Below are 23,043 nucleotides of genomic sequence, written 5' to 3'. Positions count from 1 at the left end.
ATGAACCGGCCGCCTCAGGCCGGTAATAATTTGTAAAATTTAACTGAGAGTAAAACCCAAACGCATCTGTCAGGATACGCGCCTCAGAAAGTTCCTGGTTGCTCTCATTCGATGAAATGGTTTACCAAAAACGCGGTTTTGTTTGCCTGCAAAACCTCCCTTGCCGCGTTTATCGCACTCTCTGTGGCGCTGTTACTCAACTTTGAAAAACCGGCCTGGGCACTAACCACCGTGTTTGTCACCTCACAACTCTATGCCGCCTCGACCGTCTCGAAATCGCTGTTTCGTCTGATGGGCACGCTGCTCGGCGGCATCTTTATTCTGCTAATCTATCCCGAAACCGTGCAGTCGCCGGTGCTGTTCAGCCTCTGTGTGTCGCTATGGGTGACGGTCTGCCTGTATCTTTCTCTGCATGACCGCACGCCGAAGAGCTATATCTTTATGCTGGCGGGTTACAGCGCGGCGATTATGGGCTTTCCCGATGTGGATACGCCATCTGCGATTATCAGTACCGTGATTTCACGTATTGAGGAGATCACGCTGGGGATCCTCTGCAGCACGCTGGTTCACCGGCTGGTGTTCCCGGTGTCGATGCACCATCTGCTGGGGCAGAGCGTCAATCTCTGGTTTCAGAACGCGCGCAAATTATGCGATGAACTGATTAGCGGGATGGCAAAGAACAAATCGCTGGAGCGGGAAGATATCCTGATCCAGATGGCGGGTTATCCACTGAGTGTTGAAACGCTGCTGACCCACTGTGTTTATGAGGGCGAAGCGGCGCGTAATGTCATTCGTCTGGTCAGCGTGCAGTATCAGCATCTGACCTATCTGCTGCCAACCCTGACCGCGATTGAGGCACGGCTGGGTGTGCTGGCCGAACTGAATATCCGTTTTCCGCAGTGCGTTACCGATGTATTTCAGGCGTTTCTGCTGTGGCTGCATCATGACCGCATTAATGATATCGCCGGACTGCGTGAGGCGATTGCTGCCAGTCAGGCCACCCTGGAAAATCAATGGCGGGCAGGGCAGCTTGCCACCGAAGAGAGTCTGCTGCTGATCGGCCTGCTGGAGCGGATGGCTAACTTTGTCCGTATTGCCGATGCCTTTGAGAACGTCAGTGCGCGCGCCGGGGATCTCTATAGCCATGGAGATGGGGCGGCGATCCGCAATATCCGCGAACACCGTCATATCGACAAGGGGCTGCTGAGACTCTCTGCGCTGACCGCTTTTCTGGCAACCTTTCTCTCCAGCCTGTTCTGGATTGGCAGCGGCTGGGCCGATGGCGCGAATGCACCTTTAATGGCGGCCATCATCAGCTCATTTTTTGCCGGCGTTGATTCCCCGGTAACGCCTATGAAACTGTTCGTGAAAGGGGTAATGATTGCCCTGGTGGTCAGTCTGTTCTATATCGCCTTTCTGATCCCGCAGGCTAACACGTTGCAGGCGCTGATGATCTGTCTGCTGCCGGGTCTGATGCTGCTGAGTCTGGTCATTGCTAACCCGGCGACCAATATGGTGGGGCTGAGTGTTGCCATTCAGATCCCTGGCTTTATCGGCCTGAGCCATCACTATGTCCCGAACCTGATCGTCACGCTTAATGCGGCCATCTCATCAATGGTGGGGATTATGTTTGCGGTGGTGCTGACGGCGCTGATCCGTAACAAACGACCGTCATGGATTGCCAGAAGAGCGGTGCAGCGCGGACTTCGCGATCTGTTAGGGTTTATCAAAATGGTGGAGCGCAATTCGGCCACGCTGCTGACTCGCCAGCAATTTATTGCGCGGATGCTCGACAGGGTGAACGTGATTCTGCCGCGTAAACGGCTCGATCCGGTACCGGATATCGTGGTGGGGGGGTATCTGATTACCGAAACCTGGCTGGGTGCTAACTGCTATGATTTTTATGCGCGCTATCGTGAGGTGCTTGAAAGCCATCGGATTGATAGCGGACAGATGTTTCACGAACTGGCGCTCTATCTGAAGCGCAAGATGAAGAGGCTACAGCTTGCGCCGCATCAGGATCTGCTGGATGAGCTGGACCTGTTACTGCTGCGGCTAGAGCCGATTGCCCGACAGGAGAGTGGTGCAGTTGCACCGTTAATCCATCTGTTTAATATTCGGGTATCACTATTTCCACATCAGCGCTGGCCAGATTAACCCGGTGTAACAGGGCTGGCTGGTGGGGCTAAGAGAGGCTTGCCAGGACCAGAGCGGATGATCTGATTTTAGTTACATCATTCATTAAATCTTAGTTGAATTATGAATCAGGCAACGTGCCCATATAAATTGTCTTGCAGAAAAATAAGGTCAGCAAAGCGGAAAGGTTGGTTGGTAGAAATGGCCAGCAATGGCCTGAGCGTGAAGCGCAGGCATTATACCGCTTTTAATTCAGTCTGTTGCATTCGATTCTCTGGCCAGACACGCCTGGTTGAAACCAGTCATAAACGCGTCCTGCTGCGCCAGAAGCCTGCAATAAGAGCAGGGCGCGTGCATCTCACTGCAGGAAAGCAGGGTTGATGCAGGAAAAGTTCAGCGGTAATAACTCAGCGGCTTTCCTGCGGCTGGAGTTGATAAATCCACGCACTGTATTGCCGATTATCCTCGGCAGAAACGCAAACCTCGACGCGATCGTAACCATCTTCAAACGCATCCAGCATCGGCCAGTGGGCATCCAGCTGGTCGGAGAGAAACAGATAACCCGGCACGTCGGGGCCATGCTCATCCAGAACGATGCCCGGAAAATCAGCCGCTGCGCCCCAGCCGTGCTGATAGAAGGTACCGTTAACCGAACCGGCCAGCCATTCTCCGCCAATATTTTCCAGGATATGGGCATTCTCGCGGCCCGGACAGAGAGTGCCATAGACAAATAAGCGTTTCATTTTTTCTCGTTGTTGAAACAGTGGAAGCCAGCAACTCTAGCGCGGCTAAAATGGATTGTCTTGCGGAACCGCCTCATGAGCCTCTCAAAACGCCATGCACAGGTAAATTCTGCCTACTGCCAGCCCCATCAGATGCGCAGAATTCATGTAGCGACGCCCAGGACTGCCGCAAAAGGTCGGTTTTATGTGCACTCTGCCTGTTGGCAGATGGCACTCCCGTCCGGTTACTTCAAGATTGTCGTGTAATTAACCGGAATCCCCTGGTCATTGATCACCGCATAACTCACTGACTCACCGGGTTTCGGCGGAGTGTGACTGTCAATATAAGCATCAGATTGTGGGGCAAGAGTGAGATTTTTTATTGATTGCTGACCTTCAGAATAGACATTCAAGCTCATGAACCAGGGAGTAGGATTCGTTATGGCGATTTTATTTCCCTTTACCGCGAAACGGAGCTTTTCCGGATCGGTGGTCAGCGGGGCGTTTAGTCCCTCAGGCCGGATAAAGATTTTTAGCCGGATTCGTAGCGGTAACACCACTTTACGTTCAGCCGCGTTAAGCTCTTTTTTCAGCGCAGGGATCTGATAAATATTTAACCAGTAGAGGCTCTCTTTGTCCGCGGGCAGCCCCTGACGTGAAGTAAGTAACAGACGCAACGATCGCATTTCTTCCGGATACATTTTTACCACCGGCGGTATGACTATGACGGGTGTGATGCTGGCATCGGGTGAGAGAGTCAGGTCACCGTCATCCGTCCAGATTTGCAGATACGTTTCGTTTTCGCCGCTGTTGACGACGTTAACAGACTGGCTCAGATCCGATTGATTGAAAACGATCCGGGTTTTATCCACATTGACCACCGCCCAGACGCTGAATGAGAGCAGGAAGCCAGATAGCACGACGACGTTACTGAAAACTGACCACAACCTGTAACTGCGCATTGACTGTTCCTGCTGTAATAGTTTGCCCGCTGAGCGCTTCAAGAGAGGCGGTGAAATCACCACTGTAAATATCAGCGCCTCCTGAGGAGATTTGCGACGTTAAATCTTTATAGGCATACCAGCCACGGCTGTTGCCCGCGCCCGTCACCGTTCTGTCAGGCAGTAAATTGAGCGCCATATTATGACTGTCATAAATTTTTATACCGACACCGGAGGCGGCAGCGCTGCTACCATAGTGGGTATCCAGCAGCCAGGTTAACCCGCCGCCAGCTGTAGTCAGCCCCAGATTTCTTGCCTGCGTCACCGCATTTGACTGGTTAACGAGAAAGCCCATAGCGACATTTGCTGACGTGATCGTCGATGTAGTGGTGCCGGAGATGGCACCGGACTCGCACTGGATAGTGATAGTAAAAGGAGCCTGACTTTTCCCGCCCGCGGCAAGGGTATTCACGCTTACGGTAGGCAGCACCACCACCGAAGGATAATCCTGGACTTCGCATAGCGCGCCACGCACATAGGTGACATTTGAGAAGGTGCTCCAGGCGGCGGGCCAGTTACGATAAAAACCATACCAGTAAGAGAGACTATCCTGGCCCACTTTCAGATTATTGGTATCCAGCCCGGGTCCTTTAAAAGCAATATATCCGCGAGGTTGTGTCCAGTTGTCCACATAGCGATTGCTGTTGCTGGCGTAATAGCGCGTAGAGTCTATTTTAAACATTTCATACAGCACATTACTGAAAGCACTGGCCGGAATATAAATATAGGTGCCATCAGAATACCAGTCACTGGCCGTCAGCTGTCGGGCTTTCCAGTAGCGACTGTAATATTCGCCGGTTGTCAGGTTAGTTAGCCTGACGGCAACATTTGCAGCGACATCATAATAGGCACCGTCCACTTCAGAAGTAATATATTGACCGGCATAGGGGCTGTCGCCATTGGTGGCATACATCTCATACAAACTGTCTGCATCTGCCACGGCGCAGCGGTAAAGAATCTGGTTAGCTGAGTAGGGAACATTGCTGGCCGAAGACAGAAAGCTGCCTACCGAGCTGGCCAGCAGTGTGCCGGAGGGCTGGAAGGTCTTTCCGCTATTGATGCTGATTACAGATGGCAGGCCCACATTCCCTGAGCAGGTGTCGCAGGCGCCGGTCCAGTAGGCGGCGGTATAGCCTGCTGCAATCGCGCTTTGAGACAACGAGGATGTGGCGGTAACAACGCTGCAATTAGCCCAGGCGGGCATATTGAACAGCAATAAAAAGATATACAGGAAATAGTTTTCGATTCTCACACGTTTAACCCTTATGGCAGACAGCATCCAGGCGAACAATATCCTCATTGACGCGACCGGTTATTTGATAATTAACAAAGCATGTTTTGTTGCCCTTATATTCCCAGTTTACCTTTAAGGTTCCAGAGTCATGCGGTACACGTGCATATAATTGCCCACCCTGGCCCACAATACCTATCACGGTATTATCAGCATCACGGACCTCAGTGCCCATTGGCGGGATTTCATGATCTTCATTTTTGAGCGCGATTAAGACGGCCTTACCCTGCAGCGTGGCAAAATTAATTCGGGTAACGGAACCGGCATAGGGCACAACGCGCTGGCTTCCGCCGCTTAATTCGGCATCAGCATTCATATAGCGTGTATCAAGGCTGACGGTGTTGGCCTGATATGGCGTCAGCGACGGCAGAATAGCGTAACCAAAATGATCAATGACGGCACCCTGACCATTGCGTACGCTGGCGCCCTGGGCACCCTCCGCATGGATAAGCGCAAAAGTGTCGCTGGTATAAGGTCCGGCGGTGACGCCGCCGCGATGAATCAGCAACGTACCAGAAAGCCCTAATCCAGCCTGGCGATAATTATCCCCCTGACCATAATTCGCTCTGACCGCACCTGCGCGCGTATTCTGCTGAATATTTCCGCCGAACGAGACACGGTGGCCGGTGTTACTTTGCGTATTTTCGGTTCCGCCATACAGGGACCAGGATCGCTGATTATTCTCGCCAGATGAACCGGTCAGTGAGAGAGTCGAATTGCGCGTTTCTTTAGACTGGTTGTAGTTATAGGCCACTGAGGTAGTGTGATTGCCCCAGTTCAGCGGAACCGAGACATTCAGTGAAACGGTATTTTCGGTATATTTCTCGCGGTATGAGTTATTACCCTCGTCAAGGTTCAGCCCGAAACGATCGTAATTCCAGGTAGTACGCTGACGGGCAACGTTGAGACTGTAACTGATGTTATTCCAGCTGTTGCTGTAACCTGACTGAAGCTGAGTAATACGTGACCGGTTATTATAGTAATCCGCCGTGCTGCCGCTCAGGCTGATTAAGCCATAATCGGCCATAGACTGACTCAGGGTCACAGAAAAATTATTACGCTGATGCAGCGTATCTGAATAGTAACTGACGCCATTGTCCTGCTGGCGCCGAACGCCCAGCACATCCTGCAGATCGCGATAACCGCTGGTTGAGTAACGATAGGCGGCCAGGACCAGGTTGGTGCCGGTAGCAAAAGTTTTGCTGTAGCTCAGCTCGGCGCGCCATCCCGAAGCATTTCTGTTCTGTGCGACCTTTGCATCAGAAAAGGTGGTGTTTAATCCCACTGCGCCCGCCGCCGAGGTCCAGACACCGCCAAGCAGCCAGGCCTGATAGTCCTGAGCCAGCCGCGCTCCTGCCGTAGCGGTCAGTCGGTTACTGATACCGCGCTGCAACAGCCCTTCGAAGAAGGTGTTATTAACTGAGTAGAATTGCCGTACCCGACCCAATGCAACCGAGTAATGCCAGTTTCCCGGCCTGACCGAATCAGGCACGGAGGCATAAGGAACGGTAAACGAGGACGTTTTGCCATTGGCTTCAATAATCTCAACATCGAGATCGCCCTGGCTTCGGGTATTGTACAAATCGTTGATAACAAAGGGACCAGGCGCAATGCTGGTCTCATAAATAACGCGATTCAGCTGCCTGACGATAACCCGGGCACTGGAGGAGGCCACACCGCGAATTTCGGGCGCATAACTACGCCGGCTTTGCGGACGCATCCTTTCATCGGTAGTGAGCTTAATGCCATTATAAGAAAGGCTGCCAAACTGCGAACTTTCTGTATAACTGTCGCCCAGCGTCAGCAGACTGTTCAGCGGTTCAATGGGGCGCTGAAGCCAGGTTCTGACCGTTGTGTAGCGAACATCGCTGCCGGTAACGTTATTGTCGATAAACCGCAGATTGCCCTGATGGCGCAGCTGCCAGTTATCAATATTCGTGCCCGCCGTGATGCCACTCCAGAGATACTGGTATCTGTAACCAGAAGCGGTATTTTCCGTCCAGCTATAATTGGTGTTATGCCGGATGAAAAGGGCAGAGATCCCTTTATCCCATTCGGTGACGGGAATATTTCCCCTGGGCAGATGAATTAACTCCGCATCCGGAATGGTGAATTGCAGCCGCAGTGAAGCCTGATCAAATTGCCAGCGGGCCGCTGATGACCAGTAACGCAAGGGCTGACAGTCCTCGCTGGCTGAAGATTTATTCAGTGACTTGAGGCTTAATGATTCAGCCACCGTCAGCGGGAGACAAGGTTCTATCGGCTGACCTTTCTCTGCTGATAGAAAGTTCAGGGTGACGCCGCTTTTAACCAGCTTATTGTTAACATAGATATCGACATAATAGTTGCCGGGGGCGATAGTCTGATGGTTAAACTGATCAATATTCTGGCCAAAGGCGGAACCTTTAAACAGTGAAGGATCGAAATAGTACTCATCAGCGTGTCCATACGTTGAAAAAGTAAATGATGCACAGAGAGGAAAAAAAAAGATGCGGATATTACCTGCCTGCAATCGGATAGTCTTCACTGACTTTAGCTCCCTGGTCATTCATTGCTGAAAGAGAAATCACGCTATTAGCTGATAAAGAGTGCGTTGTCGGTTTACACCTGACGATTTTTTTGGAAAAGGGCGCAATCATGTCGGCTTTGCAGGCTGTTTTTTTTTCGGCTGTTTTTATTGCAACTTCTGTAAGTGAGAGATACCAGGGTTGAGTGTTGTTGATTTCAACCCCCTCTTTTTGCATCGTTACTTTTACACTGTCGAAAACATTAACCGGCTGACCAATCACTTTAGGACGATAAAAGAGTTTCATGCGGTTACGTAACATTAAAACAATACTGTTACGACCTGATTCCGCCTGAATATTCCCAGGGGGGATCTGCAGAGAGTTGAACCAGTAAATCGTTTCGCGATCCTGTGGTAATGAGACATTTGGCAGGAATCGGATTCTTAAAACCTGACCGGTCAGAGGCTGGATCCGAAACAGTGGTGGCGTGATAATAAAAGGCACGTCACTCTTATCGCCAGGTTGCGAATCCATATTGCCATTATCAAGCCAGGCCTGAATGACATAAGGCATATTATCGTTGTTCTTTAACTGAACATCGACGGAGAGAGCATCGCCCGGATAAATAATTCGGCTGCCAAGAATAGTGACGCTTGCCTGGACGTTATCCGAAATAAACGTCATCAAAAAAAACAGTATTACCATTTTTAATGGGAACAGCATAATGCGCGAATACATGTCGGATATCTCAAGCGTGGCGTGCGTATCTGGCTATCCGGATACGCACGAAAAATATTACTGGTAAGTCACGGCATATTGCAGTGATGCGGTAACGGTACCCGCCGTTGGCGTCCCTGATGCGTAATAACGGGCAGAGTAGGTGGCAGAGCCAGAAGTTTCACCGGTCTGCAATGTCAGATCACCGCTGCCGGTATAACCGCTGGTCAGATTAACCACTGCATCTTTCGGATCTAGGATTTGTACCTCAACATTTTTTGCGGTTCCGGTGTTAGATAAATTACCGGCAGCGCTAACGTTATTCCCCACAAACACCGTCGAGATTTTGGTGGCCGAGGTACTGTCCCCGGCGCAGCCGCTAACGCCCACGGTGAAGGTGGTATCCCCCGCAGTTGCACCAGAGGCAGCAAGGTCCGAAGTACTGACCGTTGGCAGCAACACGACAGGGGATGCATTGTTGCCATTTACGGAAACAGAACAGGTTTCAGTAGTAACTTCTCCCTGAAAATTGATGGTGTTATCTGAAGCTGCAAACACGCTGGCTGACACCAGTCCGGCACTGATTAACACAGCAAAATTAAGCGTTCTGAGTTTGGTGTTCATTAATACTCCTTTATCATAATTATGCGGAAAATAACTGATTGAGGCTGATGCCCATTTTCCGGCGAATGGCATCTTTGATGTTATAAACACGCTTGACTTCAACTCCCATTTCTCTGGCAATAATCGGCAGTGAAAGTCCGTTCATCGCCAGATCAAGGAACCGAACTTCATCCTGTTTAAGTGCATTCACTTTTTTCCTGACTTCGCCTTTTAAACCGAAATAACAGCCCTGGATTTGTCCGTTTATCTCCTCCAGGGACAGGTCGGCATAAATCACAGTTTGTATACGCAGGTCCTCTTTTTGCCAGTAAGCCGCAAGCGGCTCCATATGGCGATCACTGACGATAATCAGCATTAATCCGGTATGTTTTAAATACTCAATCCAGTTGCTATTGGTAAAGTACCTGACATTTTCCCTGGAGAAGTCAACGAATACACATCCTCTGCAAAAGAGGCTCTCATATTTTCCAGCGACCATGCTGAGTATGGATGAAGAGAAAAAATGATTCCCTCCAGGCCAGGTGGTAATTTTTTGCAACGGACATCTGTTATAAATGTCTGATGCGCGATGGGTGAGATCACAGCCATATTTACAACTGGCGCAGCGAATTTCCTCTCTGGTTATCTTTATCATAATATTTTGGCGTTGTTGCGAGAGTTGTGATTATTTTATCGATAAAAATCTCCGCCTTTCAAGGCGATGAAAATTATCCGCTATTTTCTTTATTCGGATTTTTCTTAAGGAGCCACCTCCACGGGCGGGAGTAATATTTGTTGAAAATTCGGGAAAAAAAGGGCGACGACGTCTTCAGCAGTGCTGAGAGACCAGGATTTTTTTACGTCCGTTAGGAATATTTCGCAAATAACGCCACTTTGATCAATAAAAATTCCGCACTCAATGCTAAATGTGAGCGAATTTTGTTCAGTGGCCGATTTTGTCTATAACGGCCACTATGATGGCATTGATAAATGATTTTTTACTGGCTCTATCAGGACTTACTCCCTTTTTCATTGAAACGAGCTGCATTTTAAATGGGTTTAATAAAAAAATTAGCGACGATATTTATCGTTCACATCCCATTTAATTAAGAATACTCCTGGTAACAAATATGTTAATTGACGCACTTGCTATAAATATTGATCTAAATCAGTTATTTAGCGCATGAAAACATCACTCTTTTTGGCAGTGTCATTAAAAGAAAAGAGATCTATATTTATTTCTTTCCCGGGCGTTATCATTCAGAATTTGTATGCGAAGAATCATCTTTGCTGTGCGAAATTTACGTTTCTCTTTTTTGTCAGATTATACAAGATAGTTATTGGATGACGGGACAGAGCAGGGACGTTACGTCTCATTTTGCGTGTCGCTGATAGTACTGAAAACAACCGGATGTCACTGACTTTTATTTTCAAGGCTCAGGGCAAAAGCATCACTGCGCCACGGTGACTGCCTTGCAATCGAAACGCGAATAGCCAGTATGAGTCCGGCTGACCAGACAGCCAGCAGAAAGCTGACTCAGGCTTTCTTGCTTATTACAGGATTAACCTGGCAAGGAACGGAGTGAAGAAAGCGTAGTTACACGTGGACGCGTTTACGACAACTTAGTGGTTTGCACGGCAGACTATGAGGATGAACATAAAGCGGTGATGTATAGACGCCTCTACAGCATTTTTGTGGCCGACAGCCCTGATGAATGCGCTAATTTTCACGTAGCGACGTCACTGCTTAAGTTGTGCAAAGCACCTGAGCAGAGAAACGGTCAGAATACGCAGCAGTGCATTCAGCCAGCCGCAAAGGGCGAAGCCGTCATCGCATCGTCCGACTGCACATTTTCGACATCAGATTTGTTGGTAAGAGGATAGCGTGTAGCGTCACTGAAGAAGCTGTCCCGCCGGGAAAGCCATGCTGAATAAGTAGCATCACATTATTTCAGTTTCGGAACAGAGTAAGCGACAGTAACAAGGCCAGGCAGACATTGTGATCGTTTCTGACAGATTTTGCTGTAAAGAGGAAAACCGTCAGGATCAGCCCAAAATGGTGAGCAGACCATACAACAGAGCATCACGCTTCCGGCCATAATGAGTATGCGCATAATGTATATTATGTTAAATGATAGAGATTATTGCAGGCTTAACTGCGGGTCCGACGTTCCCTGCTTTGCTTCAACCCTGAATCATTAGGTTCATTCTGTCCCTGAGGGTCTGTAAATCGCGATTGGCAAGCGTGCCATTTCACTGTTCTGAAATCGCACCGCCACTGCCACCTTACCTGTCGGGCCTGAACACATTGATTGTTTTCTTTCTGCACCGAAAGCAACCACAATTCCGGAGGTCGCACAGCTATCCATCAATCATAAGTCAGTGTGAATTGCGTCGCGGCGTTCGCATCCCCTGGCTTTACGTTTTTCACGTCAGTTGAAACATAATCAGCCCAGAAATCCAGGGTGGCATCTCCGTTTGCATCGATCACTGCAGACGGCGTATCCCCACCCATCGGGATACGATGATGCTGGCTGTCCAGAATCTCAATCGCCACACCGGAAGCGGCATTCTCATCGCTGCTATCAATGGCCAGTAACGTATTGTCATTGGTATCTTTAGTGCCGGTGAACGTCAGTTTTGCATTGTCGGCACTACAGCCGGTCAGATGAAGACTAAACGGCACCGGTTTGGTTGTCTGCCCCGTTTTAACCAGCTGCTTAGTCTGCCATTCGCCGAGGTCAACGGGTTTATTGACGTCGCCCGGATCGACCGTACAACCGACCGCGACGACGGTTGCTGTAAGGCGAATATTAATTTGTGCCAGCGCATCGGCTGCCACCGACTGCGAGGTATAAAAAAGTATCGCTGCACCACCGGCCATCAGGATGATTTTTGGCAAAATAGTGCGACCTGACTGATTCATAGCCATTATCTTCCCGCCTTAATCAAAATCGACCCGAAGATAGCCTTCGGAGGTAAATCTGCCTTCCGCTGGCTTATTGCCGGTAATGCTGACGGGCCAGGCCGTAATGGGAACGGTTGCAGAGGCATTGCCATCAAGCTGAAAAGGGATTTTACTCTCCGCATTATTGGGAATTAAGGGTTTACTGTCTTTATCGGCCAGAACGAAACCGAGATCCGGGTTATCCGAGACAATCGCATTGCTGGCGACATTGTTCGCCTCAAGCCTTAAGGAGAGCATGGCTTGCGCATCAATATTTTTACATGAAATACCAATATTGCGGGTCTGCGGATTTACACCGGCGGGTTTATTGCCCGCGCCTGCAGCGGCAAACGCAGAGGCACCAATATTACCAAAATCAATCGTAATGATTTTATCTGGCGAAAATTCACAATTTTGCGGAATGGTAATTTGTCCGCCAATAGTTACGCTGGCGATAGCCTCACCGCTGACCTGAATGCCCTGCTGCGTATTTAAGTAGGTCTGTAGCGCCAGAACGCTGAATTGTGAGAAGCCGATAAAAGGTTTTCGGATCCTTAACGAGATCTTTCCGCTGTTGCCGGTTCCCCAGCCACTGCTCATCTGGCTCCGGTTCATCGGTAATTTATTTGACACATCATAAAAAGGCACCTGTGGAAACGTTTGACTGTTCCCGCCTACAAAAACCTGAAACGATGCATCAAGATAGTCGTTGAGTTTATACCACTGCGTGTCGCCGATTTTTTCTGAGGGCTGAAGCGGACTGACCGCTGTCGCATAGGCTTCGGCTGTAAAAGGATAAGGGGGTTCATCACAATGGCCGGTATACGATCCCTGCCCCTGAAAATCTTCCGCATCGGTAATAATAGCCCCCGCTTTATCCTTATCTTTATCTGAAATATCCTTCTGGATATTATCAATTACAAAATTGTGCGTTCCACCCTGTGCGGTGCAGTGGTAACTGTAGCCAAAGGCAGGCGCGCTGCCTGCCAGTAATGATAAATATAAAAGCACTGAAGCAGACAGTGCTGACTTTCTGTGCATTAGTCCCGGCAATAGAGTCATTTATTATTTTTCACCATAGCAATACAGTTAAGTGTCATACGCGCGACAGGTAATTTTTCACTTTCTGCAGGCAGCTCATAAGGAATCATGCAACTATCCGACGAGCCGCTTCCCCATATCACAGAAAGCGTGCCTTTAGGTTTAATCCCTGTCATATAGACGTCGCCAGTGTCACCAACAATACTGGTCGCACCGGTGATTTTATCGGTCACTGAAGCCCCAAAGGGAACGGGACGACCGTTGTGCATCAGACTGAAAATTGCGCGTAATCCGACATGGGCAGTGTACTCCGCCCGCACGATCGCGCCTTCCGTTGGCACCACTTCGCGGACGGTATCGTCAAGATCGGTGTGCATATCCAGGCTTTTTACATCCAGCGCGACCCGGTTACTGCGATAAACCGAGGCATACGGCATGACCGCATAGCCCCGCCAGTCAGTACTGATGCCGGTTTCATTCTCGACATGCACACCTTTAGCACCCGGCGCTTTGATCAGGACATTGGTATCCCCAAGTGGCTCACTGAACGTGATGCCGTTGGCATGGGCGATGATCCCGCCTGAAACGTCCCAGTTCATCGCGTGGTTGCCATTACTGTAACTGTAACCCCCGCTCGCTCTGGCATCTGACCCGTCCCAGCTGACGTTCATATTACCGCTGTCGCCATTTCGGTTACTGTGTCCCTGCATGATGCTATAGCTGAGGTTATTGCCCTGCAGCAATGTGCCGGTCACCCCCGTCTGCATCTGGGTAACCCCATCCTGATCGCGGTTAGCCTGGGCCGTCGCATACATACTGTTGAGTGCTTCATGCTCGGCCATGTCATGGCCCAGCCAGCGTCCGAATGGAATCGAGATGTTCAGCGAGATAAGCCGGTCGGTTTGCGGCATCCCCTTGCTGCGGCTGAGCGCATAGGAGAGATTGTAATTAATGCCGTGCCAGCCGCTGGAGAAACCAGCCTGATACCATTCATCGCTGCCGCTGCTATTCCAGTAGTCCTGATGTGTGGCGGTTAGACTTAGCGAGCCCCAGTCGCTGATCTGCTGGGCAACGCTCAGCTGAAAGCGCCCTTTTTTGCTGTTCATAAGATTGTGGTAACTGACGGGTTCAAGCTGCGGACCGCGCCCGTCCCCCCTATCTTTCCATTCATTCTGATATCCGTTCATCGCTTCCCATGCGGTTTCACCCAGCGTGTAGAAGCCGCGCGTTGAGTAGCGATAACCCAGCAGTTGAAATGTGGTGCCGGTATGATTCAGCGATTTAGCATAAAGAAACCGGACAGACTGGCCATTATGCGTACTGCCATCCGCCAGTTCACTGCGGGCAGCGGTGATATCAACAGAGACTGCACCCCAGTCACCGAGATTGCGTCCCAGCCCCGTGAGAACCGAGAGGTAATTTCTGGCAATCTGGCTCCCGCCATACAGCGTTGTGCCATTGCTGAGACCTCTGGCAAGCGTGCCCTGAGCAAATAAAGGATCCTCCTTACCTGCCAGACCGCTCCGATAACGACCTGCAACCAGATCATATTTTGTTCGCCCCTCGCGCTGCAGCAGCGGCACGGTAGAATATGGCACAACAAATTTTTGCACTGCACCGGCATCGTTTTTAATCGTAACGTCCAGGTCACCGCTGGATGATGTGGCATTCAAATCCGTAATTTCAAATGCACCGGACTGCACAATATTCTGGTAAATCACATAACCATTTTGCCGCACCGTAATCTGCGAGCGCCCTGATGCAATGCCACGAATCACCGGCGCATAGCCCTGTTGACTGTTTGGGTACATCGCATCTGAGGAGTAGAGCCGTACGCCGCGAAATCCCAGGCTATCGTAGATATCACCTGAGCTGCTGCTGTCTCCCAGAACCAGTTCACTTTTAAACGGAATGATGGTGCGTTCCGCAAAGGTGGAGATATTCTGCCACTGGCTTTGATGATAGCCATCAGCATAATCGGAGTGGTTCCAGGCACCGTTATTTCTGAGCCGCCATGCTCCGATATTCAGACCACTGGTAAGGTTCAGATAATAGCTATTGTTTCTGTCACCTTTACTGCCGGTGAGCGTGTAATTCAGCAGCGCCGCATTGATACCTTCGTCCCACTCCTCTGGCGGAATATAGCCTTGCGCACTGTTTCTCAGCGCAGCCTGAGGAAAGGTCAGCATCAGGCGCTGGGAGGCAAAATCATAATATGAGGCGGCACCCGGAAAGCTTTTCGCGAGATCGATGCACTGATCCTGATTATCCGTCGCCTTTAACGCCGTCAGATTTTCAGTATGAACGCCCAGCCGTTTCATCCATGCTACAGTCACGCAGGGTTGCAATCCTGTCCCGTCCTGTTTCACCGCTTCAGATGCAGGGCTGACCTGAGGCTGAGAAGCAACGGCAACAAAGCGCATCGGACTGGTGGTCACAAACTCATCGTTGCGCCAGATATCAACACGATAAACGCCGGGAAGTTGTCCTGAACCGTTTTCGAAGCGAGAGAGATCGGCAACTTCATTGCCATCTTTCGTCAGAAAGGCCGGGTTAAACCAGTCCTGAGCCTGAGCCGAACCGGATAGCGCGACAAACAGGGCAAGAGCTGAATACCGAAAAGAGGGCATCTTCTCCTGAACCGGCCTGCTAAATACCGAGTGGCGCATTATCGTGTCCCTGAGCGTTTAAAAAAGATGAAATCGTGGCAAGCGATTAATGCGTGCCGCTGGTTTGTGGCGCGGTGATAGCACCATAATCATTTATGGTCTGGTAATGAACGCTTCCTGAGACGCCTCGTGGTAATGAAAGCGCGAGCTGACCAAACGGGGCAACCATGCTGTTTTCAAGCTTCTTATTTCCCACGCTGATATTGACCAGCGATTGATAATAGGGCGTTGGATTATTAATGGTGAGCTGCCCTTCTCTTTCCTGAAACCCGATTTTTTTCGCCGATTCCACTTCGCTAATCGGTAAGCCATCCGGCCGCATAAAAAGCTTCATTCTTGACAAAACCGCCAGTTGCAGGGTATTCCCCCCGCTCATCGCCTCTTTATTAACCGCCGGAATCGCTTTTACGTTCATCCAGTAAACTTTTTCACGATCTTTGGGCAGGGCCGCGCCGGTATAAACAATACGCAGATTGTTTTCACTTTTTGGTGCCGCGGCAAACAGCGGTGGCGTGACGATAAAATCATTTACCCGCTGCCCTTTTTCATCCTCCACCCATGCCTGAATAAGATAGCGCTCATGACTGTCGCTATTGGTGACTGATAGCGATGTCTGATGGTCACTTTCCGGGTAAATAATACGGGTGGCCCCTGGCGCAATACCGCCAGCATGAGCCGTATTTACTACACAGGCAGCCAGCATGGCCGCAGAGATTAATGATTTTTTCAGCATGATTACTTGACCTGATTAAGGGATTCAGATTAGGGGTACGCGATATTCAGACGAACTTCACTGTGCAGCTCTTCAGGATGAACACGTACAGAAGAGGCGAGATAACGTGCGATAAAATGGATCTCCGTATCCTTTCCACTCGCCTGACGTAGCACCACGGGTGCCCCATCCGGTTTAATCTGTTTCCCTTGTGGGCCAGAGATTAATAATCCTACATGACTATCTTCACTACTCTGGCTGACGTTTTCCGTACTCTCATCATCGGACAAAACCTGAAAGAGGTTCGGCATTTGCGGGTTCGCCCTTCCTGAAAAGGAAATATTTACGCCGCTGCTGATTTCACTTTTGCAGTCAGCTAAGTGAACCGTAAAGGGCCGCGCCGCGGTGGTGATATCACCAGGCTGCTTAAATCCGTGCAACGTAAACTGACCCATATCAACGTGCATATCCACATTATCTGAGGTGACTACGCAGGCCCCGGAAATAACCTTGCCGTGAATATGTAATTTCCCACTTGTTATTTCAGCAACGTCATTTTTCATAGCGCCATATCCGGCGAAAGAAGTCAGCAATAAGCCAACAGACAAGGTGATAAAATCAGAACGCATCATCATTTCAGCCTCTAAGAAATGCCCATTCGGCCCGTTCAACAACCGGACGAAATGGGCACAGAACTTAGTTGTACTGCATGATGAAATTCGCGTCAGCGTTCGCATCACCCGCGGTTGCTACGCCGGTTGACTTATATTGCGCAGCAAATTTAAGGATATTTTCGCCATTAATCAGTGTGGTTTTATCAGTGAAGGTAGAACCATCCAGTTTCACCACGGCAGAACTGTTATCCAGAATCTGAATACCGATGTTGGTAGCAGTTCCGCTGTTAGACGATGAAAGGTCCTGGTCTACTGCCAGGAGTGTTGGATCTGTCGCATCTGCACGGCCAGAGAAAGCAACCGCTGCGGTAGTCACTACAGAGGTATCGCAGTCTTCCAGTTTAATCTGGAAGGGTACAATCGAGCCAAGCACGCCAGCACTTTTGAAATGGTGAGTGGTGTATTCGCCCAGTTTAACTTCCTGGTCGCTGGTGTCGGTGCTTACTGAGCAAGGTGCAGCAACAAGCTTACCTTTGAAATGGACCGTGCCGCCATTAACAGTAATTGGAGTAGTCTCAGCATGGACTACACCTGCAAATAAAGCGACTGCTGTGCTCATGGCGACAGCCAGTTTTTTCATTTTCATTTTATATCCCTTGATTAAAGTTTCTGTAACTACACAACATAACTTCACGCTTCTCCCGGTTATTCCGCCCCGTGAGAGTCATGAGTGCCCTGCTTCTGCGCCTTATTTAAGTCGCAGAGAAAGATCAAATATTACGCTGTTGTTCATTAAACGGACTCTTTCAAAAATGAATCTAAAAATCTGTTTAATCTGCACGAAACAGTTACGCCATACAGCATCAGCATCTTCTTAAATACATTTAACCTAATCAAACCGGCGAGCCACCCCTTTTCACGCAACAGGGAAGTCACGATTTAAATAATTCTATTCTGATCGCCTGATGGTCCAGAGTATAAGGCCGGCGTTTAAAGATAACAATCATCACCCCTTAACTCCGTTTAAAGATGACGAGCAAAAAAACAGAAAATTTAAATACAGCAATCGCCACAGGCTAATTAATAGCCAGACCGGGTTTATTATAAAACAGCAGGTTAGATAAATATGCATGCCAGATGAATGCTAATGTTATGAATATAAATTTTAAAAAAACAAAAGTTCGAAATTAATTTAACCAGACATTTACCCATCTCGTTTCTGAAGGGTTTAACTTCTTAAACCAGGTATAAACACAAACCAATGACAATCGAAGAAATTAAAAACCACCGCAAATCAAAAATAAGAATCATTACCACAAACAGAAAGTTACACAGAAAGATAAATAGCCAGAAAAGGACACTGTTTCATTATTAATTTAAACCTGACATGTACGGGTTGCCGGAGCAGCGTTGATAATTATCAAATCGGGTAAGGCAGATGAACCCGGGAACAGCTCAGGTTAAGAGCAGCAGAATTATGTGGGCGCTGAACGCGAGGCATCATGACGAAACAGGAGGATGGGGATTTTGCCGGTTAATCGCAGAGCGCATCAACGGTGAACATCCGGAACAGAACAGATGCCGGCAGGATATCCTTTGTCCTGCCGGCAGTTTATGGTGATGTTATTCGCTGTCGGCTAGTGCCCCGCCTGAACAGAGGCTTTGTTGATCGCATCCTGCAGCATCGATTCCATCGCGCCTCCCGGGAAAATCGTCACCGTATCTGCGGTCGCACCTGACAGAGGCATCACAACGATTCCTGGCGTACCCTGAAAGCCTGTATTTTTCGCCAGAATATCCGTGCGGGACAGTGTGTCGAGCATATCGTTATTTTTTAACTTACCGGCACTGGCTGCAGAAGCGGCTTGAGTGACATCCTTTTGTGTCAGCGCGCCCTCAATATGACCACTGGCAAATAGCGCATTGTGATACTTCATATAGGCATCACCGCCTCTTTGCTGCCAGATTCGTAAACCGGTTTCAGCCGCCTGGAAAGACGGTTTCCAGCGATAGCCAAAAATGGGCCACTCTCTAAAGATAAAGCGTACCTGGGGATTCGCTTTCATCAGTGACTGAATAACGGGGGCCTGACGGGCACAGACGCTGCACTGATAGTCGAAGAATTCTATAACCGCGACTTTAGCGTTCTCAGGCCCAATAGCAGGCACCGTTTTATCATTCAGCAATTCATCCTGATGCTGAATTGCCGCAGTGGTCATCGCTTTCATCTGCTCGTCATACTGAATTTTCTGCAGTTTCTGATCCACTTCAACCAGTAATTCCGGATGCTTCAGCAGCCAGGCTTGCGCTATCTCGCCAATACGGGCTTCCTGTTCAGGTGTAAACAGCGGTTCATCGGCGGCAGCTTGAGTCCGGGCAGGCTTTTTCGAGGTGTTTTCGTCTGTGGCCTGCTGCTCTGAGGTTACTGCCGGATGTGGCTCACTCATTTCTGCCCCGGAAGATGAATCAGCTGTCGGTTTTGTAGCCGGTGACGGTTGATTACTGTCCGCTTGGGGCTGAACCGGTGCAGAAGTCTCAGCCTGCTGCGTTGCCGGCGCTGAACCGGATGCAGCTTCTGGCACCGTTGCGACGGATTGCTGCTCTGATATTGGGCTGGATGAAGTTGTCGCTACAGAACCAGCCGGTTGCTGCGATGCAGCAGCGGTTGTTGTCGCGGCTGGTGCTTCAGTACTGGCTGGCGATAGCGGGCTCGCCTCCGGTTGCGAAACCGCTGCTGCTGCAGGTGCAGGCTGGGTATTCACCGGGCTATTTAAGGCGGGATCGGCAGTCGATAACTCCGTCGCCATTGCCGTTGAAACATCAGTAGCGCCTGCCAGTAACATAAGGGCCAGCGCCAGTTTACGCATTCTCATTGCTTGTCGTCCTGAATAGGGTTGTTTATGTGGTATGGCGATAGCCATCGTCCTGATGCCTTCTGATAATGATTACCGGCATTGCCAGGAAGGGATTCTCTGCGCTGCCATGCCGGATCAGGACAGCAGGAGTAATAAAAAAGAGCGGCGCTACTCTGGGTGCAGCGCCGCTCTGGCTATTTTCATTAGTGAAGCCTGTAACTTATTGACTCACGTCATATAAAGACAATTCATACCCGTTAACGCCCTGCTTTCAGGACAGAATTGAGAAGTGGTTTAACATGAACTTTTATTCTGGTAAGCAATGCCTGCACTCAAGCAGATCTGAGGTTTATATTTGATATTTGTATGATGTAACTAAAAAAGTGTGTCTTTTCTCAGAAATTTCACATTTCCTGCGGCTGAATATCTCTTTGCCCTCAGGCGCATTACTCTTTCTGAACTGTCATCCGACTTCAACCAATCAATAAAGGAAACATTGATGAAAACTTCATATGCTTTAATTGCAACATTACTGATGACCTCTGGCGCATCCGCTATCGCAGCTCAGCCTGCTACCGCTAAAAATCCACTGAGCGTGCACGTTCTTAATCTGCAAACCGGCCAGCCAACAGCCGGTATTGAAGTTGAACTGGATCAGAAGCAGCAGGATAACTGGGTGAAACTGGCATCAGGCGTCACCGATAACAATGGTCGCATCAGCGCCCTGTTCCCGCAGGACAAAACGGCCAGCGCGGGCAGCTACCGTGTCGTGTTTAAAACCGGTGACTTTTATAAAAAAACCAATCAGAAAACCTTCTTCCCTGAGATCCCGGTTGAGTTCAACATGGACGCCAGCGGTGAGCACTACCATATCCCGTTACTGCTGAGCCCGTTTGGTTACTCAACCTATCGCGGCAACTAATCTGCCCAATCCGGCACTCAGGTGCCGGATCCTCACTCTTCTGCAACCCGCGCCGGAAAGCACGCCACCAGCCAGTCGATAACCCCCCCGTAACCGTTGCTTCACGTGCCGGTTTTGCGGATAAACCCGATGAAACGAATAACCCGCTGGACGCCAGTCGCGCAGGATCTCCACCATGTCACCCTGCCGCAAAATTGATGACAGCGAATAGCTGAACGTCTTAATGAACCCTGCCCAGCCAGTCCCGCGGCCAGATGCCCGTTACTCTCATTGAGGCCAATACGATGCGCTCTGGTGATCTTAACTTTCACTCCCTGACGTTCGAACCGTAACGAAGCTTCCGCGACAAACTCCCGGTTCAGCCAGACCTGCACAGTACAGCCTGGCTGAACCATTAACGTATCAGTCCCTGCTTCAGAACCCGCAGGGATTGCTGCAATCTACCCGTTACCCGGTACGTAGTCATAAAATGTCACGTTGCATTAACCCCGGTCTCTCCAATCCCCCGCTATAGTTATTGCCTGTCACGTCAGTCATAAAACCATGGAGATAACATGAGCCAACTTTTTTCCACTGTCTCGCTGGGCGAACTTACGCTGGATAATCGCATTGTGATTGCGCCGATGTGCCAGTACTCCGCTGAAGCAGGCAATGCCACCGCCTGGCATCGTATCCATCTTGGCCAGCTGGCCTTTTCAGGCGCAGGTCTGATGATTATTGAAGCCACCGCCGTAGAGGATATTGGCCGTATCTCTCCCGGCGATTTGGGCTTGTGGAATGATGACAATGAAGCTGCGCTGAAAACGGTGCTGGAAGATGTGCGCCGCTACTCCTCTATTCCGGTGGGCATTCAGCTCGGCCATGCGGGCCGCAAAGCGTCGTGTGCCGTACCCTGGGAAGGCGGTAAGCAGATTGCACCTGAAGCCGGCGGCTGGCAAACCGTGGCACCGTCCGCACTGAGCTACAGCGCGGATGAAGTGAAGCCGGTTGCCATGAGCACTGACGATCTGGCGCGGGTAAAACAGGCCTTTGTCGATAGCGCCCGACGCGCGGTGCGTCTGGATATTGAGCTGATCGAAGTCCATGCCGCACACGGCTATCTGCTGCATCAGTTCCTGTCGCCGCTGTCGAATCAGCGCAGTGATGAATATGGCGGCTCGCTGGAAAACCGTATGCGCTTCCCACTGGAGGTGTTCAAAGCCGTCCGTGAAGCCGTACCCGCGTCCGTGCCGGTAGGCGTGCGTATTTCTGCTACGGACTGGGTCGAAGGCGGCTGGGAAATCGAGCAGTCGATCGCCTTTTCACGTGAGCTGGAAGCGCTGAACTGCGCCTATATCCACGTCTCAAGTGGGGGTCTGTCGGAAGATCAGAAAATCAGCGTGGGGCCTAACTACCAGGTGCCGTTCTCACGCGATATCCGTGAACAGGTGTCGATTCCGGTGATTGCGGTTGGCCTGATTACTGAACCGCAGCAGGCGGAAGGTGTGCTTCAACAGGGCGATGCCGATCTGGTCGCACTGGCGCGCGGTATTCTCTACGATCCACGCTGGCCCTGGCACGCTGCGGCTGTGCTGGAAGGCAAAGTCCAGGTTCCGCCGCAATATCTGCGTTCTGAGCCACATGATGTTAAAGGCATTCTGACGCAGGATCAGTAAGCTTTACGGGCAGAACACATAGACGTTGCTCTGCCCGCTTTCTTATAAGATACCTTTGAGTCGCAGATGCTGCAGCAGCATGATGGTTTTAGCATCCACAATCCTGCCCTGATCGATGGCCTGTAACGCCTGATCAAAATCGAGAGCCAGCACCTCGATATCCTCACCCTCTTCCGCAATTCCGCCGCCTTCGCCGCTGCGGTGCTGATCGTCATACTCAGCAATAAAGAAATAGAGCTTCTCCGTCACCGAGCCGGGGCTCATAAAGGCTTCAAACACCTTCTGAACATGGCTGACGCGAAAACCCGTCTCCTCTTCCGCTTCGGCAACAATACGCGCTTCGGGCGAGGCGTTATCAAGCAGACCGGCGGCCGCTTCAATCAGAAAGCCATCATGTCCATTCAGGAAAACCGGAAAGCGAAACTGACGGGTCAGCACCACCGTACGTTTGTCACGGTTGTAGAGCAGGATCACTGCGCCGTTACCGCGGTCATAGGCTTCACGGCTCTGCTCCTGCCAGCGGCCGTCACGGCGCAGCAGCGAGAAGGTATATTTCTTCAGGGTATACCAGTTATCTGACAGCAACTGCTCATTGATGATGCGCACGCGGGGATGGTTCTGCTGCATGATGCTCTCCAGTATAGTAGACAG

19 protein-coding genes and 1 pseudogene are annotated in these 23,043 nt (G+C 50.2%); 4 read left to right on the top strand and 16 right to left on the bottom strand.

Annotated elements, in window-relative coordinates:
- Nucleotides 1-111 precede the first annotated feature (111 nt).
- Nucleotides 112-2,157, top strand: coding sequence for an FUSC family protein (locus tag AC6I8J_RS09345; RefSeq protein ID WP_480343835.1), 2,046 nt, complete (start codon nt 112-114; stop codon nt 2,155-2,157).
- Between the two features lie 386 nt (nt 2,158-2,543).
- Here AC6I8J_RS09345 and AC6I8J_RS09340 read toward each other — a convergent pair whose 3' ends face one another.
- The 14 genes from AC6I8J_RS09340 to AC6I8J_RS09275 all read right to left on the bottom strand — a co-directional run bounded on the left by AC6I8J_RS09340 (nt 2,544) and on the right by AC6I8J_RS09275 (nt 19,407).
- Complete coding sequence (locus AC6I8J_RS09340; protein ID WP_253421917.1) at nt 2,544-2,879, bottom strand: gamma-glutamylcyclotransferase family protein; 336 nt, start codon at nt 2,877-2,879, stop codon at nt 2,544-2,546.
- A 224-nt stretch (nt 2,880-3,103) separates the two neighbouring features.
- Nucleotides 3,104-3,820: a fimbrial assembly chaperone gene (locus AC6I8J_RS09335; RefSeq protein ID WP_161734764.1), complete on the bottom strand. Its 717-nt coding sequence runs from the start codon at nt 3,818-3,820 to the stop codon at nt 3,104-3,106.
- A complete protein-coding gene (gene stbD / locus AC6I8J_RS09330; protein ID WP_497825639.1) occupies nt 3,786-5,063 on the bottom strand; it encodes a fimbrial usher protein StbD in 1,278 nt (425 codons plus the stop codon). The genes AC6I8J_RS09335 and stbD overlap by 35 nt, the downstream gene beginning before the upstream one ends.
- A 52-nt stretch (nt 5,064-5,115) precedes the next feature.
- Entirely contained in the window at nt 5,116-7,698 is a 2,583-nt protein-coding gene (locus tag AC6I8J_RS09325; protein ID WP_497825293.1) for a fimbrial outer membrane usher protein, read from the bottom strand.
- Complete coding sequence (locus AC6I8J_RS09320) at nt 7,649-8,395, bottom strand: fimbria/pilus periplasmic chaperone (RefSeq protein ID WP_497825292.1); 747 nt, start codon at nt 8,393-8,395, stop codon at nt 7,649-7,651. Before AC6I8J_RS09320 ends, AC6I8J_RS09325 begins: the two co-directional genes overlap by 50 nt.
- A gap of 57 nt (nt 8,396-8,452) precedes the next feature.
- On the bottom strand, nt 8,453-8,998 hold the full coding sequence (locus AC6I8J_RS09315) for a fimbrial protein (RefSeq protein ID WP_161734756.1): 546 nt from the start codon (nt 8,996-8,998) through the stop codon (nt 8,453-8,455).
- A 19-nt stretch (nt 8,999-9,017) separates the two neighbouring features.
- Nucleotides 9,018-9,632, bottom strand: a complete 615-nt coding sequence (locus tag AC6I8J_RS09310; protein ID WP_497825291.1) for a LuxR family transcriptional regulator — start codon at nt 9,630-9,632, stop codon at nt 9,018-9,020.
- A gap of 1,713 nt (nt 9,633-11,345) precedes the next feature.
- On the bottom strand, nt 11,346-11,909 hold the full coding sequence (locus AC6I8J_RS09305) for a fimbrial protein (protein WP_222924029.1): 564 nt from the start codon (nt 11,907-11,909) through the stop codon (nt 11,346-11,348).
- Nucleotides 11,910-11,921: 12 nt separating this feature from the next.
- Nucleotides 11,922-12,986: a fimbrial protein gene (locus tag AC6I8J_RS09300; RefSeq protein WP_161734750.1), complete on the bottom strand. Its 1,065-nt coding sequence runs from the start codon at nt 12,984-12,986 to the stop codon at nt 11,922-11,924.
- A complete protein-coding gene (gene fimD / locus AC6I8J_RS09295; protein WP_161734747.1) occupies nt 12,983-15,595 on the bottom strand; it encodes an outer membrane usher protein FimD in 2,613 nt (870 codons plus the stop codon). Before fimD ends, AC6I8J_RS09300 begins: the two co-directional genes overlap by 4 nt.
- Nucleotides 15,596-15,680: 85 nt before the next feature.
- Complete coding sequence (locus tag AC6I8J_RS09290) at nt 15,681-16,367, bottom strand: fimbria/pilus periplasmic chaperone (RefSeq protein ID WP_161734744.1); 687 nt, start codon at nt 16,365-16,367, stop codon at nt 15,681-15,683.
- A 29-nt stretch (nt 16,368-16,396) separates the two neighbouring features.
- Nucleotides 16,397-16,981, bottom strand: a complete 585-nt coding sequence (locus tag AC6I8J_RS09285) for a fimbrial protein (RefSeq protein ID WP_497825290.1) — start codon at nt 16,979-16,981, stop codon at nt 16,397-16,399.
- A 61-nt stretch (nt 16,982-17,042) separates the two neighbouring features.
- Nucleotides 17,043-17,606: a type 1 fimbrial major subunit FimA gene (fimA, locus tag AC6I8J_RS09280; protein ID WP_161734739.1), complete on the bottom strand. Its 564-nt coding sequence runs from the start codon at nt 17,604-17,606 to the stop codon at nt 17,043-17,045.
- 991 nt (nt 17,607-18,597) lie between these two features.
- Nucleotides 18,598-19,407 (bottom strand): DsbA family protein, encoded by an 810-nt coding sequence (locus AC6I8J_RS09275; RefSeq protein ID WP_497825289.1) that lies wholly within the window; start codon nt 19,405-19,407, stop codon nt 18,598-18,600.
- 77 nt (nt 19,408-19,484) lie between these two features.
- Here AC6I8J_RS09275 and AC6I8J_RS09270 point away from each other — a divergent pair, with 77 nt between their 5' ends.
- Entirely contained in the window at nt 19,485-19,787 is a 303-nt protein-coding gene (locus AC6I8J_RS09270) for a hypothetical protein (RefSeq protein WP_440829323.1), read from the top strand.
- Nucleotides 19,788-20,314: 527 nt separating this feature from the next.
- Entirely contained in the window at nt 20,315-20,737 is a 423-nt protein-coding gene (uraH, locus tag AC6I8J_RS09265) for a hydroxyisourate hydrolase (protein ID WP_222924034.1), read from the top strand.
- A 32-nt stretch (nt 20,738-20,769) separates the two neighbouring features.
- On the opposite strand, the pseudogene AC6I8J_RS09260 reads toward uraH, so the two are convergent.
- Nucleotides 20,770-21,069, bottom strand: a pseudogene (locus tag AC6I8J_RS09260) (type 2 periplasmic-binding domain-containing protein); the annotation flags it as partial.
- Between the two features lie 222 nt (nt 21,070-21,291).
- On the opposite strand from AC6I8J_RS09260, the gene AC6I8J_RS09255 reads away from it, so the two are divergent.
- A complete protein-coding gene (locus tag AC6I8J_RS09255; protein ID WP_161734727.1) occupies nt 21,292-22,392 on the top strand; it encodes an NADH:flavin oxidoreductase/NADH oxidase in 1,101 nt (366 codons plus the stop codon).
- A 42-nt stretch (nt 22,393-22,434) separates the two neighbouring features.
- Here the strand turns inward: AC6I8J_RS09255 and AC6I8J_RS09250 are convergent, their stop codons facing one another.
- Nucleotides 22,435-23,019 (bottom strand): NUDIX domain-containing protein, encoded by a 585-nt coding sequence (locus tag AC6I8J_RS09250; protein ID WP_161734724.1) that lies wholly within the window; start codon nt 23,017-23,019, stop codon nt 22,435-22,437.
- Between the last annotated feature and the right edge of the window lie 24 nt (nt 23,020-23,043).

This window comes from Pantoea sp. X-Soil-ISGK-355 (assembly GCF_059730805.1).
This window is presented reverse-complemented; position numbering and strand designations above follow the sequence as displayed.

Bases quoted from the DNA above. Each gene is read 5' to 3' on its own strand.
- AC6I8J_RS09345 (WP_480343835.1), top strand. From the start codon at position 112: ATGAAATGGTTTACCAAAAACGCGGTTTTGTTTGCCTGCAAAACCTCC.
- AC6I8J_RS09340 (WP_253421917.1), bottom strand. From the start codon at position 2,879: ATGAAACGCTTATTTGTCTATGGCACTCTCTGTCCGGGCCGCGAGAAT.
- AC6I8J_RS09335 (WP_161734764.1), bottom strand. From the start codon at position 3,820: ATGCGCAGTTACAGGTTGTGGTCAGTTTTCAGTAACGTCGTCGTGCTA.
- stbD (WP_497825639.1), bottom strand. From the start codon at position 5,063: ATGCCCGCCTGGGCTAATTGCAGCGTTGTTACCGCCACATCCTCGTTG.
- AC6I8J_RS09325 (WP_497825293.1), bottom strand. From the start codon at position 7,698: ATGACCAGGGAGCTAAAGTCAGTGAAGACTATCCGATTGCAGGCAGGT.
- AC6I8J_RS09320 (WP_497825292.1), bottom strand. From the start codon at position 8,395: ATGTATTCGCGCATTATGCTGTTCCCATTAAAAATGGTAATACTGTTT.
- AC6I8J_RS09315 (WP_161734756.1), bottom strand. From the start codon at position 8,998: ATGAACACCAAACTCAGAACGCTTAATTTTGCTGTGTTAATCAGTGCC.
- AC6I8J_RS09310 (WP_497825291.1), bottom strand. From the start codon at position 9,632: ATGATAAAGATAACCAGAGAGGAAATTCGCTGCGCCAGTTGTAAATAT.
- AC6I8J_RS09305 (WP_222924029.1), bottom strand. From the start codon at position 11,909: ATGGCTATGAATCAGTCAGGTCGCACTATTTTGCCAAAAATCATCCTG.
- AC6I8J_RS09300 (WP_161734750.1), bottom strand. From the start codon at position 12,986: ATGACTCTATTGCCGGGACTAATGCACAGAAAGTCAGCACTGTCTGCT.
- fimD (WP_161734747.1), bottom strand. From the start codon at position 15,595: ATGCCCTCTTTTCGGTATTCAGCTCTTGCCCTGTTTGTCGCGCTATCC.
- AC6I8J_RS09290 (WP_161734744.1), bottom strand. From the start codon at position 16,367: ATGCTGAAAAAATCATTAATCTCTGCGGCCATGCTGGCTGCCTGTGTA.
- AC6I8J_RS09285 (WP_497825290.1), bottom strand. From the start codon at position 16,981: ATGATGATGCGTTCTGATTTTATCACCTTGTCTGTTGGCTTATTGCTG.
- fimA (WP_161734739.1), bottom strand. From the start codon at position 17,606: ATGAAAATGAAAAAACTGGCTGTCGCCATGAGCACAGCAGTCGCTTTA.
- AC6I8J_RS09275 (WP_497825289.1), bottom strand. From the start codon at position 19,407: ATGAGTGAGCCACATCCGGCAGTAACCTCAGAGCAGCAGGCCACAGAC.
- uraH (WP_222924034.1), top strand. From the start codon at position 20,315: ATGAAAACTTCATATGCTTTAATTGCAACATTACTGATGACCTCTGGC.
- AC6I8J_RS09255 (WP_161734727.1), top strand. From the start codon at position 21,292: ATGAGCCAACTTTTTTCCACTGTCTCGCTGGGCGAACTTACGCTGGAT.
- AC6I8J_RS09250 (WP_161734724.1), bottom strand. From the start codon at position 23,019: ATGCAGCAGAACCATCCCCGCGTGCGCATCATCAATGAGCAGTTGCTG.